15 protein-coding genes and 1 riboswitch are annotated in these 14,766 nt (G+C 67.5%); of the genes, 9 read left to right on the top strand and 6 right to left on the bottom strand.

Annotated elements, in window-relative coordinates; all coding sequences use genetic code 11:
* The first annotated feature begins 73 nt into the window (after positions 1 to 73).
* Positions 74 to 889 carry a GntR family transcriptional regulator gene (locus ACSFBE_RS06090; RefSeq protein ID WP_435489493.1) on the top strand — a complete coding sequence of 272 codons (816 nt, stop codon included), beginning with the start codon at positions 74 to 76 and terminating at the stop codon, positions 887 to 889.
* A gap of 20 nt (positions 890 to 909) precedes the next feature.
* On the opposite strand, the gene ACSFBE_RS06085 is transcribed toward ACSFBE_RS06090, so the two are convergent.
* Complete coding sequence (locus ACSFBE_RS06085) at positions 910 to 1,890, bottom strand: Bug family tripartite tricarboxylate transporter substrate binding protein (protein WP_435489492.1); 981 nt, start codon at positions 1,888 to 1,890, stop codon at positions 910 to 912.
* 233 nt (positions 1,891 to 2,123) lie between these two features.
* Between ACSFBE_RS06085 and ACSFBE_RS06080 the strand changes: the two genes are divergently transcribed.
* Genes ACSFBE_RS06080 through ACSFBE_RS06060 form a run of 5 tightly spaced genes read left to right on the top strand, consistent with a single transcriptional unit; the run spans position 2,124 to position 5,791 of the window.
* Positions 2,124 to 3,068, top strand: coding sequence for an NAD(P)-dependent oxidoreductase (locus tag ACSFBE_RS06080; protein WP_435489491.1), 945 nt, complete (start codon positions 2,124 to 2,126; stop codon positions 3,066 to 3,068).
* 8 nt (positions 3,069 to 3,076) lie between these two features.
* Positions 3,077 to 3,463 (top strand): RidA family protein, encoded by a 387-nt coding sequence (locus ACSFBE_RS06075; protein WP_435489490.1) that lies wholly within the window; start codon positions 3,077 to 3,079, stop codon positions 3,461 to 3,463.
* A gap of 33 nt (positions 3,464 to 3,496) precedes the next feature.
* Positions 3,497 to 4,279 (top strand): class II aldolase/adducin family protein, encoded by a 783-nt coding sequence (locus tag ACSFBE_RS06070; protein ID WP_435489489.1) that lies wholly within the window; start codon positions 3,497 to 3,499, stop codon positions 4,277 to 4,279.
* Positions 4,280 to 4,289: 10 nt separating this feature from the next.
* The gene (locus ACSFBE_RS06065) at positions 4,290 to 4,925 is read left to right on the top strand and encodes a glutathione S-transferase family protein (protein ID WP_435489488.1); all 636 of its coding nucleotides are present in this window, start codon (positions 4,290 to 4,292) and stop codon (positions 4,923 to 4,925) included.
* 44 nt (positions 4,926 to 4,969) lie between these two features.
* Positions 4,970 to 5,791, top strand: coding sequence for a VOC family protein (locus ACSFBE_RS06060; protein WP_435489487.1), 822 nt, complete (start codon positions 4,970 to 4,972; stop codon positions 5,789 to 5,791).
* Here the strand turns inward: ACSFBE_RS06060 and ACSFBE_RS06055 are convergent.
* The 3 genes from ACSFBE_RS06055 to ACSFBE_RS06045 form a co-directional block, all read right to left on the bottom strand.
* Positions 5,788 to 7,383: an MFS transporter gene (locus ACSFBE_RS06055; RefSeq protein WP_435489486.1), complete on the bottom strand. Its 1,596-nt coding sequence runs from the start codon at positions 7,381 to 7,383 to the stop codon at positions 5,788 to 5,790. The genes ACSFBE_RS06060 and ACSFBE_RS06055 overlap by 4 nt on opposite strands.
* A gap of 83 nt (positions 7,384 to 7,466) precedes the next feature.
* Positions 7,467 to 8,147 (bottom strand): glutathione S-transferase family protein, encoded by a 681-nt coding sequence (locus ACSFBE_RS06050; protein ID WP_435489485.1) that lies wholly within the window; start codon positions 8,145 to 8,147, stop codon positions 7,467 to 7,469.
* Between the two features lie 96 nt (positions 8,148 to 8,243).
* Positions 8,244 to 8,705 (bottom strand): RidA family protein, encoded by a 462-nt coding sequence (locus ACSFBE_RS06045; RefSeq protein ID WP_435489484.1) that lies wholly within the window; start codon positions 8,703 to 8,705, stop codon positions 8,244 to 8,246.
* 88 nt (positions 8,706 to 8,793) lie between these two features.
* On the opposite strand from ACSFBE_RS06045, the gene soxR reads away from it, so the two are divergent.
* Complete coding sequence (soxR, locus tag ACSFBE_RS06040; RefSeq protein WP_435489483.1) at positions 8,794 to 9,264, top strand: redox-sensitive transcriptional activator SoxR; 471 nt, start codon at positions 8,794 to 8,796, stop codon at positions 9,262 to 9,264.
* A gap of 3 nt (positions 9,265 to 9,267) precedes the next feature.
* Here the strand turns inward: soxR and ACSFBE_RS06035 are convergent, their stop codons facing one another.
* Positions 9,268 to 9,963, bottom strand: coding sequence for an HAD family hydrolase (locus ACSFBE_RS06035; protein WP_435489482.1), 696 nt, complete (start codon positions 9,961 to 9,963; stop codon positions 9,268 to 9,270).
* Between the two features lie 29 nt (positions 9,964 to 9,992).
* Positions 9,993 to 11,873 (bottom strand): phosphomethylpyrimidine synthase ThiC, encoded by a 1,881-nt coding sequence (gene thiC, locus ACSFBE_RS06030; protein ID WP_435489481.1) that lies wholly within the window; start codon positions 11,871 to 11,873, stop codon positions 9,993 to 9,995.
* A 79-nt stretch (positions 11,874 to 11,952) separates the two neighbouring features.
* A riboswitch (TPP riboswitch) is annotated at positions 11,953 to 12,062 on the bottom strand.
* 204 nt (positions 12,063 to 12,266) lie between these two features.
* Here thiC and ACSFBE_RS06025 point away from each other — a divergent pair.
* Both ACSFBE_RS06025 and ACSFBE_RS06020 read left to right on the top strand, forming a co-directional pair.
* Positions 12,267 to 12,458: a hypothetical protein gene (locus tag ACSFBE_RS06025; protein ID WP_435489480.1), complete on the top strand. Its 192-nt coding sequence runs from the start codon at positions 12,267 to 12,269 to the stop codon at positions 12,456 to 12,458.
* A gap of 20 nt (positions 12,459 to 12,478) precedes the next feature.
* The gene (locus ACSFBE_RS06020; RefSeq protein ID WP_435489479.1) at positions 12,479 to 14,692 is read left to right on the top strand and encodes a phosphocholine-specific phospholipase C; all 2,214 of its coding nucleotides are present in this window, start codon (positions 12,479 to 12,481) and stop codon (positions 14,690 to 14,692) included.
* Positions 14,693 to 14,766 lie beyond the last annotated feature (74 nt).

Raw genomic sequence — 14,766 nt, 5'->3', positions numbered from 1 at the left:
GGCGGGCCCGCGCGTCTTGTCTGGCCATTTGCGGACATGACAGCGTCGGTCGGCAGAATTTCCGCAAATCAATTTGCGATCGATTATCGTCAATTCATTTTATTGCCAATTCCCGCGCCCCGTATTTCAATATGCACACCTGTACTTCGGCTGGTATACTCACGCCCCACATTCGGCCCATCCGCGCCGCGAACAGAGGCACCCGGTGACAGAGACATCCGACAGCATCGTCCAACAGGTTTACGAGAAATTGAAGCTGATGAGCATCGACTACAGCTTCAAACCGGGTGAGCGCCTGAATGAGGGCACGCTCGCGCGCTCGCTCGGCGTGAGCCGGACGCCGCTGCGCGAGGCTTTGACACGGCTTTACACCGAAGGGCTTCTGCAATTCGTTTCCGGCAAGGGCTTCTATTGCCGCAACCTCGACGTGCAGGAAGTTTTTTCGCTGTACGAATTGCGAAAAGTGATCGAAGTCGAGGCGCTGCGAATTTCCATCGACCGTGCGAAGGACGATGACATCGACGCCCTCCTCGCCTTTCTGGACAACACCGGCCCCGAGCCCGGTGACCGCACCGTCGATGAATTGGTTCGCCTGGACGAAACCTTCCACGAGCGGCTGATGCAGATGTCGGGCAACGCCGAAATGATGCGTGTGCTGGCCAACGTCAACGCCAGGATCCGCTTCGTGCGCTGGATCGACATGGAACGCTGCGACCGCACCCTGAGCCAGAAGGACCACCGCGACATCCTGCTGGGCCTGAAGGCGCGCGACCCGGACCTGTGCATTCCGATCCTGAGCAAGCACATCAACCGCCGCCTCGACCAGATCTCGTCCGCCCTGAAGGAAGGCTACGCGCAGATCTACATGAGCAGCGCGCCGGTCGCCTGAAGCGACGCCGGCGGCGCGCGTCAATCCACCTGCGCGCCCGACTCCTTCACGATCTTCGCCCAGCGCACCAGGTCCGCCTCGTGCACCTTCTTGAAGGCGGCCGGCGAGCCGTCCTCGATCGGTGCGATGCCCTGGCTGATGAGCCAGGCGCGAAAGCTGTCGGTCTGAATGGTCTTGAGCACCGCCTGCGACATCTTGGTCTGGATGGCGGGCGGCAGCGCGGTCGGGCCGAAGAGGCCGTACCAGGTCGTGCTCTCGAAGCCCGCGAGGTCGCAGGCTTCGGCAGCGGTCGGCACGTTCGGTAGGGCGGCGATGCGCTGCGATGAGGTGACCGCGAGCGCGCGCGCCTTGCCCGACTGGACCACCGGGATGCTCGGCGAGCTCTGGTTGAAGAAGAAGTCGACCTCGCCCGAGAGCAGCGCCGTCATGGCCGGGCCCTGGCCGCGGTAAGGCACGTGGGTGTAGCGGGTCTGCGACGCGCCGCCGAACTGCACGGCCGCCAGGTGGCCCGAAGCGCCATTGCCGGTCGAGGCGTAATTCAGTTCACCGGGCTTCTTCTTGGCCAGCGCCAGCAGGTCCTTGCAGGTCTTGATATCCGGATGCTTTTCCGGGTTCACCAGCAGCACATTGGGCAGATTGCCGAGCAGCGCAATGTGCGTGAAATCCTTGACCGGGTCGAAAGGCAATTTTTTGTACAGCGCCGGATTGATGGCGTGGGTGCCGGCCGTTCCCAGCAGGAAGGTGTAGCCGTCGGGCTTCGCCTGCGCCACGATACTCGACGCGATATTCCCGCCAGCGCCGGTGCGGCTATCGGAAATGAATGACGTATTCAACACGGGCGTCAATTCGGCGCCGAGTTTGCGCGCATAGATATCGGTCGCGGCCCCGCCCGGAAAGCCGCTGACGAAGGAAATGGGCTGGCTGGGCCAATTGGCATCCTGCGAAATGGCCGCGCCGCTGAAGAAGGCCGCCACGGACGCCAGAAGACAACGCAACTTCATACGGATTTCCTCGAAAGAATGGTACGACGAAGCGGGCGCCTGCAAAATGCAACGTCTGCGCTCCGTCCTGTATACAGACTATAACTATTGCCTTGTATGCTGACAAGCGATATGCTTTCCGCACATTTTCAGGAGGATGTGCACCGATTTGGTTCGCATCTTTCCACGCATCCAGATTCCTCTTTTTTCCGGAGAACCCGCCTGTGACGTCTTCTGCTTCCCATGCCGCCGCCGTGCCATCCATTCCCCAACTTGGGGAATGGCGGGCGACCTTCGTGGACGCCAATCCCACGCTCTCCGCAGTGTTTTCGGGCTTGCATCGTGCCGACGACCTGCCGCTGCACATCAACCGCCAGCCCGACATCACGTCCGCCGAACTGCCTGCCGTGCTGGCGGGCGCGCCGATCGCCATCGTCGACCACACCTTCCTGCCGACCGCGATCGCCCGTGAATGCAAAGGCCTGAAGCACGTCGTGTTCCTCGGCATCGGCGCGCGCAGCTATATGGATGTCGAAGAACTCGCGGCGCTCGGCATCCGCGTGCACACCATCAAGGGCTATGGCGACACGGCCGTGGCCGAATGCGCCTTCTCGCTGATGTGGTCGGCCGCCAAGGGCTTCGGACTGATGGACCGCGGGATGCGCGCCGGCCAGTGGCTGCGCACCGAGGCCGTCCAGCTCACCGGCAAGACGCTGGGCCTGATCGGCTTCGGCGGCATTGCCGAAGAACTGGCGCGCCTCGCCGTCGGCGCCGGCATGAAGGTCATCGCCTGGAACCGCTCGCCCAAGCAGCACGCGGGCGTCGAGTTCGTCGGCATCGACGCATTGCTGGCGCGCAGCGACGTGGTGTCGCTGCACCTGCTGCTCAACGACGAGACGCGCGGTTTCCTGTCGCGCGAGCGCATCGCCGCGATGCGCGACGGCGCGATCCTGGTGAACACCGCGCGCGGTGCGCTGACCGACGAGGACGCGCTGGTCGATGCACTGCGCGCCGGCAAGCTCCGCGCGGCCGGCCTCGACGTGTTCACGACCGAACCGTTGCCCGCCGGCCATCCGCTCACGACGCTGCCCAACGTCACGCTGTCGGCGCACTCGGCCTTCCGCACGCCGGAAGCCAATGCCAACCTCGGCGAAGCCGCGCTGGCGCACTGCCGCCGCATCGTTGCCGAGAACACCTGAGGAATCGAATGAGCCCGTCTACCCCTCACACCGAATCGGCCCCGCGCGACATCGTGCGCCTCGACCAGAACGGCCGCCGCAGCCGCGCCGTGATGGCCGGCGGCATGGTCTACCTCGCCGGCCAGGTCGCCGACGACAAGACGCTCGACATCGGCGGCCAGACCCGCCAGGTGCTGCAGAAGATCGACGACCTGCTCGCCCGGGCCGGCACCACACGCGACCGCCTGGTCACGGCACAGATCTGGCTCGCCTCCATGAGCGACTTTGCCGGACTCAACGCCGTATGGGACGACTGGGTCGTGCCGGGCGAAACGCCGACGCGCTGCTGTGGCAAGGTCGAACTGGCCGACCCGGCATACCGGGTCGAGATCGTGGTGACAGCCCTGCTGCCCTGAACCGACTTCCCTCCCACCGACGGACACCCCCCAATGATTTCCACCACCGACCCGCACCGCAACCGCAAGCCACGCAACATCAGCGACGCCGAATGGGCCGTGCGCACCCAGCTCGCCGCGTCGTACCGGCTGGCCGCCAAGTTCGCGCTGACCGACCTCATCTACACGCACATCTCGGTGCGCGTGCCGGGCCGGCATGACCAGTTTCTGATCAATCCGCACGGCTGGTTCTTCGACGAGATCACCGCGTCGAGCCTGGTGAAGATCGACGTCGACGGCAACCCGATCGGCGACGACCGCTTCGAGGTGAACGCTGCAGGCTTCACCATCCACAGCGCGCTGCACCAGAGCCGGCCCGACGTCGAATGCGTGGTGCACCTGCACACCAACGCCGGCATGGCCGTGGCGGCACTCGAATGCGGGCTGCTGCCGCTCAACCAGATCAGCATGCAGTTCTACAACCGCGTGAACTACCACGGCTACGAAGGCATCTCGCTCGATCTCGACGAGCGCCAGCGCATCGTGCAGTCGATGGGCAACGCGCACTACCTGATCCTGCGCAACCATGGCCTGCTGACCACGGGGCGCTCGGTGGCCGAGGCCTTCACGCGCATGTTCTATCTGAACCGCGCCTGCGAGATCCAGGTGCAGACGCTGTCGATGGGCCAGAAATATGTGCTGCCCTCGCCCGAGGTCTGCGAACACGCGGCCAAGCAGCACGACGATTACGCCTACCTCGACACGGTGCACCTCGACCGCGAATGGACCGCGCTGCTGCGGCTGCTCGACCGCGACGGCGGCGACTACAACTGCTGAAGACATCGGCATGCTGAAGGTCTGGGGACGGCGCAGCGCGTTCAACGTGCAGAAGGTGCTGTGGCTGATCGACGAGCTCGGCCTGCCGCACGCGCACGTGCCGGCCGGCGGCAGCTTCGGGCTCATCGAGCAGCCCGACTTCCTGGCGCTGAACCCGCATGGCCGCGTCCCGGTCATCCAGGACGTCGACGGCACGGTGGTGTGGGAATCACACAGCATCCTGCGCTACCTCGCGGCGACGTACGGCGCGGCACATGGAGACAACGTGCTCTGGCCCGTCGACGCGGCCGGCCGCTCGCAACGCGACCGCTGGATGGACTGGTCGCTGAGCCGCCTGCAGCCCGCCCTCATCGACGGCATCTTCATGCCGCTGTGCCGCACGCCGGAAGCGCAGCGAGACCTGGCGCTGGTCGAGCGAAGCATCGCGCAGTGCGCGGCATCGTTCCAGGTGCTCGACCGGCTCCTGCAGACGCGCGACTTCATCGAGGGCGACCGGCTCACGCTGGCCGACATCCCTGCCGGCACCTGCCTGTACCGCTACTTCGAACTCGACATCCCGCGCCCGCCGCTGCCGAACGTCATGGCCTGGTACCAGCGGCTGCAGGCGCGGCCGGCGTACCGGGAACACGTGATGATCGCGTTCTAGTCGGTCCCTTCTTCGCCGTCGTTCCTCGACCCATGAAAGCCTCCATGTCACTGCCGCTGGACCACGTCGTCATCGCCGTCTTCGACCTCGAGACCGCCATCGCGGACTACACCGCCCTCGGCTTCCAGGTGCTGCGCGGCGGTGACCATCCGGGCCGCCCGACGCACAACGCGCTCGTCGTCTTCGCCGACGGCAGCTACCTCGAGCTGATCGCGTGGAAGTCGCCCGCGCCGCAGGAGCGTTGGTGGCCGCTGCTGCAGCGGCACGGCGAAGGCATCGTCGACTTCGCGCTGCTGCCGCAGGACACCGCCGAGACGGTGGCGGGTGCCGCGAAGCGTGGCCTGGTGCTCGAAGGCCCGCTCGACGGCGGCCGGCTGCGGCCCGACGGCGAACGCCTGGTGTGGCAGACCGCGCGACCGTCTTCGGCCGACCTGCCCTTCCTGTGCGGCGACATCACGCCACGCGCCCTGCGGGTGCCGGAAGGCGCGGCGCGCGTGCACCCCAACGGCACCACCGGCGTGGCGCGCCTGGAGATCGCGGTGCACGACCTCGACGCCAGCCTGGCGCGCTACCGCGCCCTGTTCGGCGAGGCCGACTCCGATGCGCAGATCGGCGCCGTGGTCACCGAGCCCGACAGCGGCGTGCGCCATGCGCGGATCACCGTCGGCAGCAGCACGCTGGCGCTGTCGTCGCCGACCGATTCGGGCGCTGCGTCACCGAACGCGATCGCCCGGCGCCTCGCATCGCGCGGCGAAGGCCCCTCGGCGCTCGTGCTCCGGCGTGCCGACACCGCACAGGCGGGCCAGGTGCTCGACCTCGCCCGGACGCACGGCGCGCCGATCCGCTTCGAAGCGAACGGCGGCTAGGATTTCTCCGCTGCGCCCGCCACCGGCTTGCCGCCGATCCACAGCCACGCGCTCAGCGCGCTCAACAGGGCCAGCAGCGCGCTGATGCCCATCACCCACCGGAAGCCCGCGACGAAGGCGCCCTGCACCGCTGCCTTCACGGCCTGTGCGCTCGCCGCATCGATGCCGGTGGGCGGCTCGGCGGCGGCGAGCCGGCTGCGCTGCGCCTGCAGGTGGGCGACGAGTTCGGGCGAAGCCTGCATCTCGCGCAGGCCCGTCGCCAGGCTCGCGTCGAAAGCCATCGCCATGACCAGGCCGAACACGGCGATGGCCAGCACCGCCGCCGTGCGCGACACCGCGTTGTTCACGCCCGAAGCGATGCCCGCCAGGTCGGGCCCGACTGCGTTCATCACGGTGGTGGTGAGCGGCGCCACGGTGATCGTCATGCCGATGCCCAGCACCACCACGGCAGGGAAGAAGGCCGTCCAGTAGTTCGCGCCGATGCCCGGCAGCGCGAACAGCGCGAAGCCGACACCGGCGATCACCGGCCCGACGACCAGCGGCAGGCGCGGGCCGAAACGGTCGACCAGCTGCCCCGCCTTGGCGGAGAACAGGAACATGATGACGATGAAGGGCAGCAGCGCCGCGCCCGCCACCGTGGCGGAGTAGCCCTGCACCTGGATCAGGTTGAGCGGGAAGAAGTACAGGCCGCCGCCGAGCGCTGCATAGAGCAGCAGCGTGAGCACGTTGGCACCGCCGAAATTGCGGCGCGCGAACAGCGCGAGCGGCAACATCGGCGCGCGGGCGCGCGACTCGACCCACACGAAGGCGGCGCTGGCCGCCACGCCGACGAGCAGCGCTGCGATCACCACGGGCGCGCGCCATTGCTGCACCGGCGCTTCGATGAAGGCGTAGACGATGCCGCCCAGGCCGACGGTCGCGAGCACCGCGCCCCCCACGTCGAGGCCACTCGCCGACGGGCTGCGGCTTTCGGGCACGCGGCGCCACACCACCCACAGCACCACCGCCGCCATCGGCACGTTGATGAGGAAGGCCCAGGTCCATGAGTACTGATCGACCAGCCAGCCACCGATGACCGGGCCGATCGCGGCCGTGATGCCGCTCGCGCCCGACCAGGTGCCGATCGCCCTGCCGCGCTCGCCTTCGGGGAAGGACGCGCTGATGAGCGCCAGGCTGCCTGGCACCAGCAAGGCCGCGCCAATGCCCTGCACAGCACGCGCGGCGATCAATTGCTGCACCGTGGCCGAGGCGGCGCACGCGGCCGACGCGACCGCGAAGAGAGCGACACCGATGGCGAAGATGCGGCGCCGGCCGAAGTGGTCGCCGAGCGATCCGCCGACCAGCAGCAGCGCCGCGAGGAACAGCGCATACGATTCCACCACCCACTGCGCCTGAAAGGCATCGGCGTGCAGATCGCGCTGGATGGCCGGCAGCGCGACGTTGACGACGGTGCCGTCGATGAAGGCCATGCTCGAGCCAAGGATGGCGGCGAGCAGGATGCCGCGCTTGGCCGCGTCGGAGCACGGCGCGGCGACTTCGTGGTCGCTGCGGATGACGGCGTCATCGCAGGGGGGTTTTCCAATCTGGGTCATGGCGTTCCTGGGTGCGCCGCACGAAGACAAGGCGATGGCGCCCGCGCACTGTGGTGCGAAGCGCCGCGGGCGTCAATCGCCCTTCAAGGTCTGGCCTGGCCGGGCGACGGCTCCACCGACACGCCCTGCCCGATCGCCGCAGTCGCCTGCGCTGCCATGGCGCGGCCGAAAGCTTCGCGCTGCTGCAGGCGCCCCCAGTAGGCGGCCACGTTCGGTGGAAAGCGCTGGACCAGATCGAGGTGGCTCGCGAGCAGCAATGCATAGCCGACCGAGACATCGGCGGCGGTGAAGCGGCCTGCACAGAGCCAGTCGTTGCCGGCCAATGCGGCCTCGATGCCGCGCAGACGTGCGATGAACCACTTGGCATAGTCGTCCGCCGCCTGCGGCAGGCGGCGCTCGGCAGGCTCGAAGCGGCCGTAGCGCAGCACGATCGTCTGCGGAAAGGTCAGCGTCGCTTCGCCGTGGTGCAGCCAGTTGAGCCACATGCCGTAGGCCGGCTCGTCGCGCCGCACGGCAAGACCCGTCGTTCCTTCAGGGTCACAGCGTTCGGCGAGGTACTGGCACATCGCGGCGGATTCGGTCATGCGCGTGGCGCCGTCGACCAGCAGCGGCACGGTGCCGAGCGGATTGAGGTCGAGGTAGGCGCGCGCCAGCACGCGCGGTGGAAAGGGCAGCATGCGCAACTCGTACGCCGCGCCGAGTTCCTCGAGCATCCAGAGCGGGCGAAAGGACCGGGCACTGACGCAGTGGTGAAGAATGATCATGCCGCGACTCTAGCCGCCCGCATGCAGCGCCGCCACGATGGCATTCCCCATGTGGTCGGTGCCGACGGCGGCTGCCTCGCGGACCATCACGCCCGCTCAAGCGCCGCGTGCCATCCCCTTCACCGCCGTGGCTTCGATCTCGAACAGCATGCCGTCGAGCGCCAGCCGCGGCACCGGAATCAACGTGCAGGCCGGCGGCGGCTCGTCGCCCCATGTGGCCTTCAGCGCGCGGCTCAGTACCCCCAGGCGCGCCTCGCTGTGGTCGACCACGAGCACGACCAGGCGCACCACGTCGAGGGGCTCGGCGCCCGCGGACTCGAGTGCGATGCGCAGGTTGTGCAGGGCCTGGTCGACCTGCGCGGCGAAGTCCGGCGACAGCGCGCCCGACGCGTCTTCCCCGCCCTGGCCCGCCACATAGATGAAGCGTGCCGGCGAGGTCGCCACAGCCACGTGCGAATAGCCATTGGGGCGCGGGTCGTAGAGGCGCGGCGGGTTGATGAACAACGGCAGCGGTGGTGCTGCCGGTACTGTGGCCGTGAAGAAGGACAAGGTGGTCATGGCGAGAGGACAAGCGATGGGAAGGCGCTAGTATCAAATCTCAACTTAACTTGAGGTCAAGCGTTTTCGACACGCATTCCTCCACGCCATGACATCTGCCATTGCCCCCTTCTCCGACGCGCATGTCCCGGCGCCCGAACTGGCTGTCGGCGAAGTCGCGGCGCGCAGCGGCGTCACCGTCTCGGCGCTGCACTTCTACGAGAGCAAGGGGCTGATCCAGGCGGCGCGCAGCGGCGGCAACCAGCGGCGCTATCCGCGCGTCATCCTGCGCCGCGTGGCCTTCATCAAGGCGGCGCAACGCGTGGGCATTCCGCTGGCCGAGATCGCGCAAGCCCTGCAGGCACTGCCCGAAGGGCGCACGCCGACGGCCGCCGACTGGCGGCGGCTGTCGCGCGAATGGCGCGCCGAACTCGACGAGCGCATCCGCACGCTGACGCAGCTGCGCAACCAGCTCGACGGCTGCATCGGCTGCGGCTGTCTGTCGCTCAAGGCCTGCCCGCTGCGCAATGCGCAGGACACGCTGGCCCGGGAGGGCCCCGGCCCGCACTTCGAGGATTGAGAATCAGGCGGCGACCGGCCGCCACGCAGCCAGCAGCGCGGGCAACTGCGCCATGTCGGTGAAGACCTGCGCCACGCCGGCCGCGCGCAAGGCGTCTGCACCGCTGTGCCCGAGGCCGCCCGGGCTGTAGCCGAACACGGTGGCGCCGGCAGCGACACCGGCGGTCGCGCCCGTCACCGTGTCCTCGACCACCGCACAGCGCGCCGGGTCGACGCCGAGTGCCGCTGCGGCCGCGAGGTACACATCGGGGTAAGGCTTGGACCGCGGCGTCTCGTGCCCGCTGAAGATGCGGCCCTCGAAGGCATCGTAGAGGCCGATCTTCTGCAACTGCAGTTCGACCTTCCGGCGGTCTGCGCCGGAGGCGCAGGCGATACGTCCATCCAGCGCGGCCTGCAGCGCACGCACAGCGGCCGGCGCACCGGGGATCTCGACCAGGCTGCGGTCGAGCTGCACGTTGCGGCGTTCCCAGAAGCTGCGCAGCCATTCGTCGGTGACCGGCACGCCGGTCTTCGCCTCGATCAGCGCACGCTCGTCCTTGACGGCCTTGCCGATGAAGATGCGCATGCATTCGTCGGCGCTGAGCGTCCAGCCGCGCTCTTCCAGCATGTCGCGCAGTACGCCGTTGGTGATGGGTTCGGAATCGACCAGCACGCCATCGCAGTCGAACAGCACGGCATCGAAAGGGAAAGAAGGGTTCATGGGGCGATCCTATCAACCGCCCCCTGCCGCTATGAGCGCTCGGGCTGAATCGGGATGTACATCTCGCCCCCGCCCGCCTTGAACTCCGCCGACTTGGCGTGCATGCCATCCGACACCACCGCGCCTTCGTCGAGCCCGCGTTGCGCGGCGTACTCGCGCACTTCCTGCGTGATCTTCATCGAGCAGAACTTCGGACCGCACATGGAACAGAAGTGCGCGGTCTTGCTGGCGTCCTTGGGCAGCGTCTCGTCGTGGAAATCGCGCGCGGTGTCGGGGTCGAGGCCGAGGTTGAACTGATCCTGCCAACGGAACTCGAAGCGCGCCTTGCTGAGCGCATCGTCGCGCGAGCGGGCGCCCGGGTGGCCCTTGGCGATGTCGGCCGCGTGCGCAGCGATCTTGTACGCGATGATCCCCTGCTTCACGTCGTCGCGGTCCGGCAGGCCCAGGTGCTCCTTGGGCGTGACGTAGCAGAGCATCGCGGTGCCAGCCCAGCCGATCATGGCCGCACCGATAGCGCTGGCGATGTGGTCGTAGCCCGGCGCGATGTCGATGGTCAGCGGACCGAGCGTGTAGAAGGGCGCCTCGTGGCAGGTCTTGATCTGCTCGTCCATGTTGGCCTGGATCATGTGCATCGGCACATGGCCCGGGCCTTCGATCATGGTCTGAACGTCGTGCTTCCAGGCCACCTGCGTGAGTTCGCCGAGCGTGCGCAGCTCGGCGAACTGCGCTTCGTCATTGGCGTCGGCACCGCTGCCGGGCCGCAGGCCGTCGCCGAGCGAGAAGCTCACGTCGTAGGCCTTCATGATGTCGCAGATGTCCTCGAAGTGCGTGTAGAGAAAGCTCTCCTGGTGGTGCGCGATGCACCACTTGGCCATGATCGAGCCGCCGCGCGAGACGATGCCGGTCATGCGGTTCGCGGTGAGGTGGATGAAGGGCAAGCGCAGCCCCGCGTGAATGGTGAAGTAGTCGACGCCCTGCTCCGCCTGCTCGATCAGCGTGTCGCGGTAGATCGCCCAGGTCAGGTCTTCGGCCACGCCGCCGACCTTCTCGAGCGCCTGGTAGATCGGCACCGTGCCGATGGGCACCGGCGAGTTGCGCACGATCCAGTCGCGCGTGGTGTGGATGTTCTTGCCAGTGGAAAGATCCATCACGTTGTCGGCGCCCCAACGGATCGCCCACACCAGTTTCTCCACCTCTTCCTCGATGCTGGAAGTGACGGCCGAGTTGCCGATGTTGGCGTTGATCTTCACCTTGAAGTTGCGGCCGATCGCCATCGGCTCCACCTCGGGGTGGTTGATGTTGGCCGGGATGATGGCGCGGCCGCGTGCCACTTCGTCGCGCACGAACTCGGGCGTGATGATCTTCGGGATCGACGCGCCCATCGGGTTGCCCATCACGCGTTTCTCGCGCTCCCCGTTGGCCAGGTACTCGGCCATCCATTCGCGCTTGCCGTTCTCGCGCAGCGCCACGTATTCCATCTCGGGCGTGACGATGCCGCGGCGCGCGTAGTGCATCTGTGTCACGTTGGCACCGCACTTCGCACGGCGCGGCGTGCGCTGCAGCGCGGCGGCATCGGTACGCAGCTGCGCGATGCGCGCGTTCTCCTCGCCCTTCACCCCATCGTCGAGCGCGGCCAGCTGACGACCTTCGTAGCTTTCGGTGTCGCCGCGCTCCGCGATCCATGCGTCGCGCACGCCGGGCAGCCCGAGGCGCACGTCGATGGCGACCGCGGCATCGGTGTAGGGCCCCGACGTGTCGTAGAGCGACACGCATTCGCCGTTGGTCAGCGCCACGTCGCGCACCGGCACGCGCAGGTCGGCCCGGCTGCCGACGATGGCGGACTTGGTGGAGGCGGGGAAGGGCTCGCGGGTGAGCGTGAGCAGCGAGGCGAACTTGTCGATGGCGTTCATGGGGCACTCCTGTGGGGATGAGGGTGCTCCGCAATCGCTCGACGGACCCATGGCCCGCGCAAAGAAACGGGCCTGTGGACCAGGGAACTGCAGCTCTTCTTCCGCCGGTACTAACCGGTTCAAGTTCGCGGGTTCGGCGATCGGATTCGCCATCTCAGCACGTCATCACGTGCGCCCCGGAGCGGAACGGATTCTAGGGGGCGAGCAACCACCGATGCAAGGGCCGTGATGGGCGATCCGCGCATCGGTTGCCGCTCGTCGGCTGTCAAAGGCTTGTCATGCACGCGGATGAAGATCGTGGCACGAATGGTAGTTGTGGATTTCGTTGCACTTTCGACGCAACTGCAAATTCGCCGGATTCACCGCATTGACCCACCCCTTTGAAAGCCCCCGATGAAACCTCTCTCGCCTTCATTGCGCGCAACGCCGCGCCGGCTGGCTGCCGGCGCCGCGCTGGCCCTGCTGACCCTCACACTGACCGCTTGCGGCGGCGGCAGCGACAGCACGCCGGCCACCCCCACGACACCGACCGCGCCCACCCCGCCTGACACCACCGTCAAGCCCGAGATGCGTTGCGCTCCCTGACTCCTTCGAGAACACACACCATGACGACCTCACGCCGCAACTTCCTGCGCAACACCGCCACCACCGGCATCGCCGCCGCCACGCTGGCTGCCTTTCCGCCGAGCATCCGTCGCGCGCTCGCCATCCCTGCGAACAACAAGACCGGCACGATCAACGACGTCGAGCACATCGTGATCCTGATGCAGGAGAACCGCTCCTTCGACCACTACTTCGGCACGATGAGGGGCATGCGCGGTTTTGGTGACCGCTTCACCATCCCACTGCCTGGATACCGAAGCGTCTGGGAGCAACTCGACGACACCGGCAAGCCGGTGCTGCCCTATCACCTCGACGGCACGCAAGGCAACGCCCAGCGCGTGACCAGCACGCCGCATTCGTGGATTGACGGCCAGAACGCCTGGGACGGTGGGCGCCTCTACCAGTGGGCGCGGTACAAGAAGACGGGGACGGCGCCTTTCACGCAGTCGATGGGCTATCTCCAGGAAGCCGAGCTGCCCTTCCAGTTCGCGCTGGCCAACGCCTTCACGGTCTGCGACGCCTACCACTGCGCGATGCACACGGGAACCAACTCGAACCGCATGTTCCTGTGGACCGGCACCAACGGTCCGACCGGTGCCGGCGTGGCCACGGTCAACAATGAGTGGGACGACATCGGCCCCTCGACGCTCGGCTACGAATGGAAGACCTACCCCGAGCGCCTGGAGGCAGCCGGCGTCAGCTGGATCGTCTACCAGAACATGCCGGAGAACTACACCGACAACTCGCTGTCCGGCTTCAAGCAGTACCGCAAGGCGAACGAGGTGTCGGGCAAGCCCGTGAGCCACGACGACAGCGTCGTCTCGCCGGCCTACGACCCGGCCAGCGACAACACCGGCAACCCGCTCTACAAGGGCATCGCCAACACCATGCCCGACGGCGGCTTCCTGCAGGCCTTCAAGCAGGACGTGCTCGCCGGCAAGCTGCCCAAGGTCAGCTGGGTGGTGGCGCCGTCGACCTACTCCGAGCACCCCGGCCCGTCGAGCCCGGTGCAAGGCGCCTGGTACACGCAGGAGGTGCTGGACGCGCTGACCGCCGTGCCCGAGGTGTGGAGCAAGACGGTGTTGATCGTCAACTTCGACGAGAACGACGGCTACTTCGACCATGTGCCGTCTCCGGCCGCGCCCTCGCTCAACCTCGACGGCACGGCGGCGGGCAAGACCACGCTGTCGGCCACCGACGTCGCCTTCGAGCGCTTCACGCACCCCGCCCCGCCCGGCACCACCAGCCAGCCAGCACCCGACGGCCGTGTGTACGGCCCAGGCGTGCGCGTGCCGGCCTATGTGATCTCGCCGTGGAGCCGCGGTGGCTGGGTCAACTCGGAGGTGTTCGACCACACCTCGGTACTGCGCTTCATCGAGCAGCGCTTCGGCGTGAAGGAACCGAACATCAGCGGCTACCGCCGTGCGATCTGCGGCGACCTGACGAGCGCCTTCAACTTCGAGACGCCGAACACCGAAGTGCTGCCCACGCTGGCCGGCCGCAGGAGCAAGAATGACGCCGATGCGCTGCGCGCCCAGCAGCAGGCACTGGCGCAGGTGGTTCCGGCCACGACGCGGCAGCGACCCCAGCAGGCGCCCGGCACACGGCCTTCGCGTGCCCTGCCCTACGAGCTGCACACCAGCGCACGCAGCGACAGCGTCGGCGGCAAACTGCAACTGCTGTTCGCCAACACGGGCAAGGCGGGCGCCGTGTTCCACGTCTACGACCGACTCAACCTCGGCCGCCTTCCGCGCCGCTATGCGGTCGAAGCCGGCAAGACGCTGGATGACACGTGGAACGTCGTGACCGACAACGCCGGCCATTACGACCTGTGGGTGCTCGGACCGAATGGCTACCACCGCCACTTCAAGGGCGACCTGAACACGCTGCGCGCGAGCACTGCGGCCGCCCCGGAGGTGCGCGTCTGCTACGACATCACCAACGGCAACGTGTACCTGAGCATGATGAACACGGGCAAGAGCGCGGCCACGTTCACCATCCGCGCCAAGGCCTACCGCGCAGACGGCCCCTGGACGGCGACAGTCGCCGCCGGCGCGACGGCCGAGCAGCACTGGGAACTGGCGGACAGCGGGCGCTGGTACGACTTCGAGGTGACCTGCGACGCCGACATCAACTACTACCGCCGCTTCGCGGGTCGGGTCGAAACCGGCAAGCACTCGGTGAGCGACCCGGCGATGGGTGCGACCGACGTCTGAGCCCGACATGAAGCAGCGGTCCGCCCCGTGCGGACCGTTGCCGCTTCAAGCGCGGGCATTCGGCGCGTCGGCTC

It is taken from the genome of Variovorax sucrosi (assembly GCF_051216635.1).
Classification (GTDB): Bacteria; Pseudomonadota; Gammaproteobacteria; order Burkholderiales; family Burkholderiaceae_C; genus Variovorax.
This window is presented reverse-complemented; position numbering and strand designations above follow the sequence as displayed.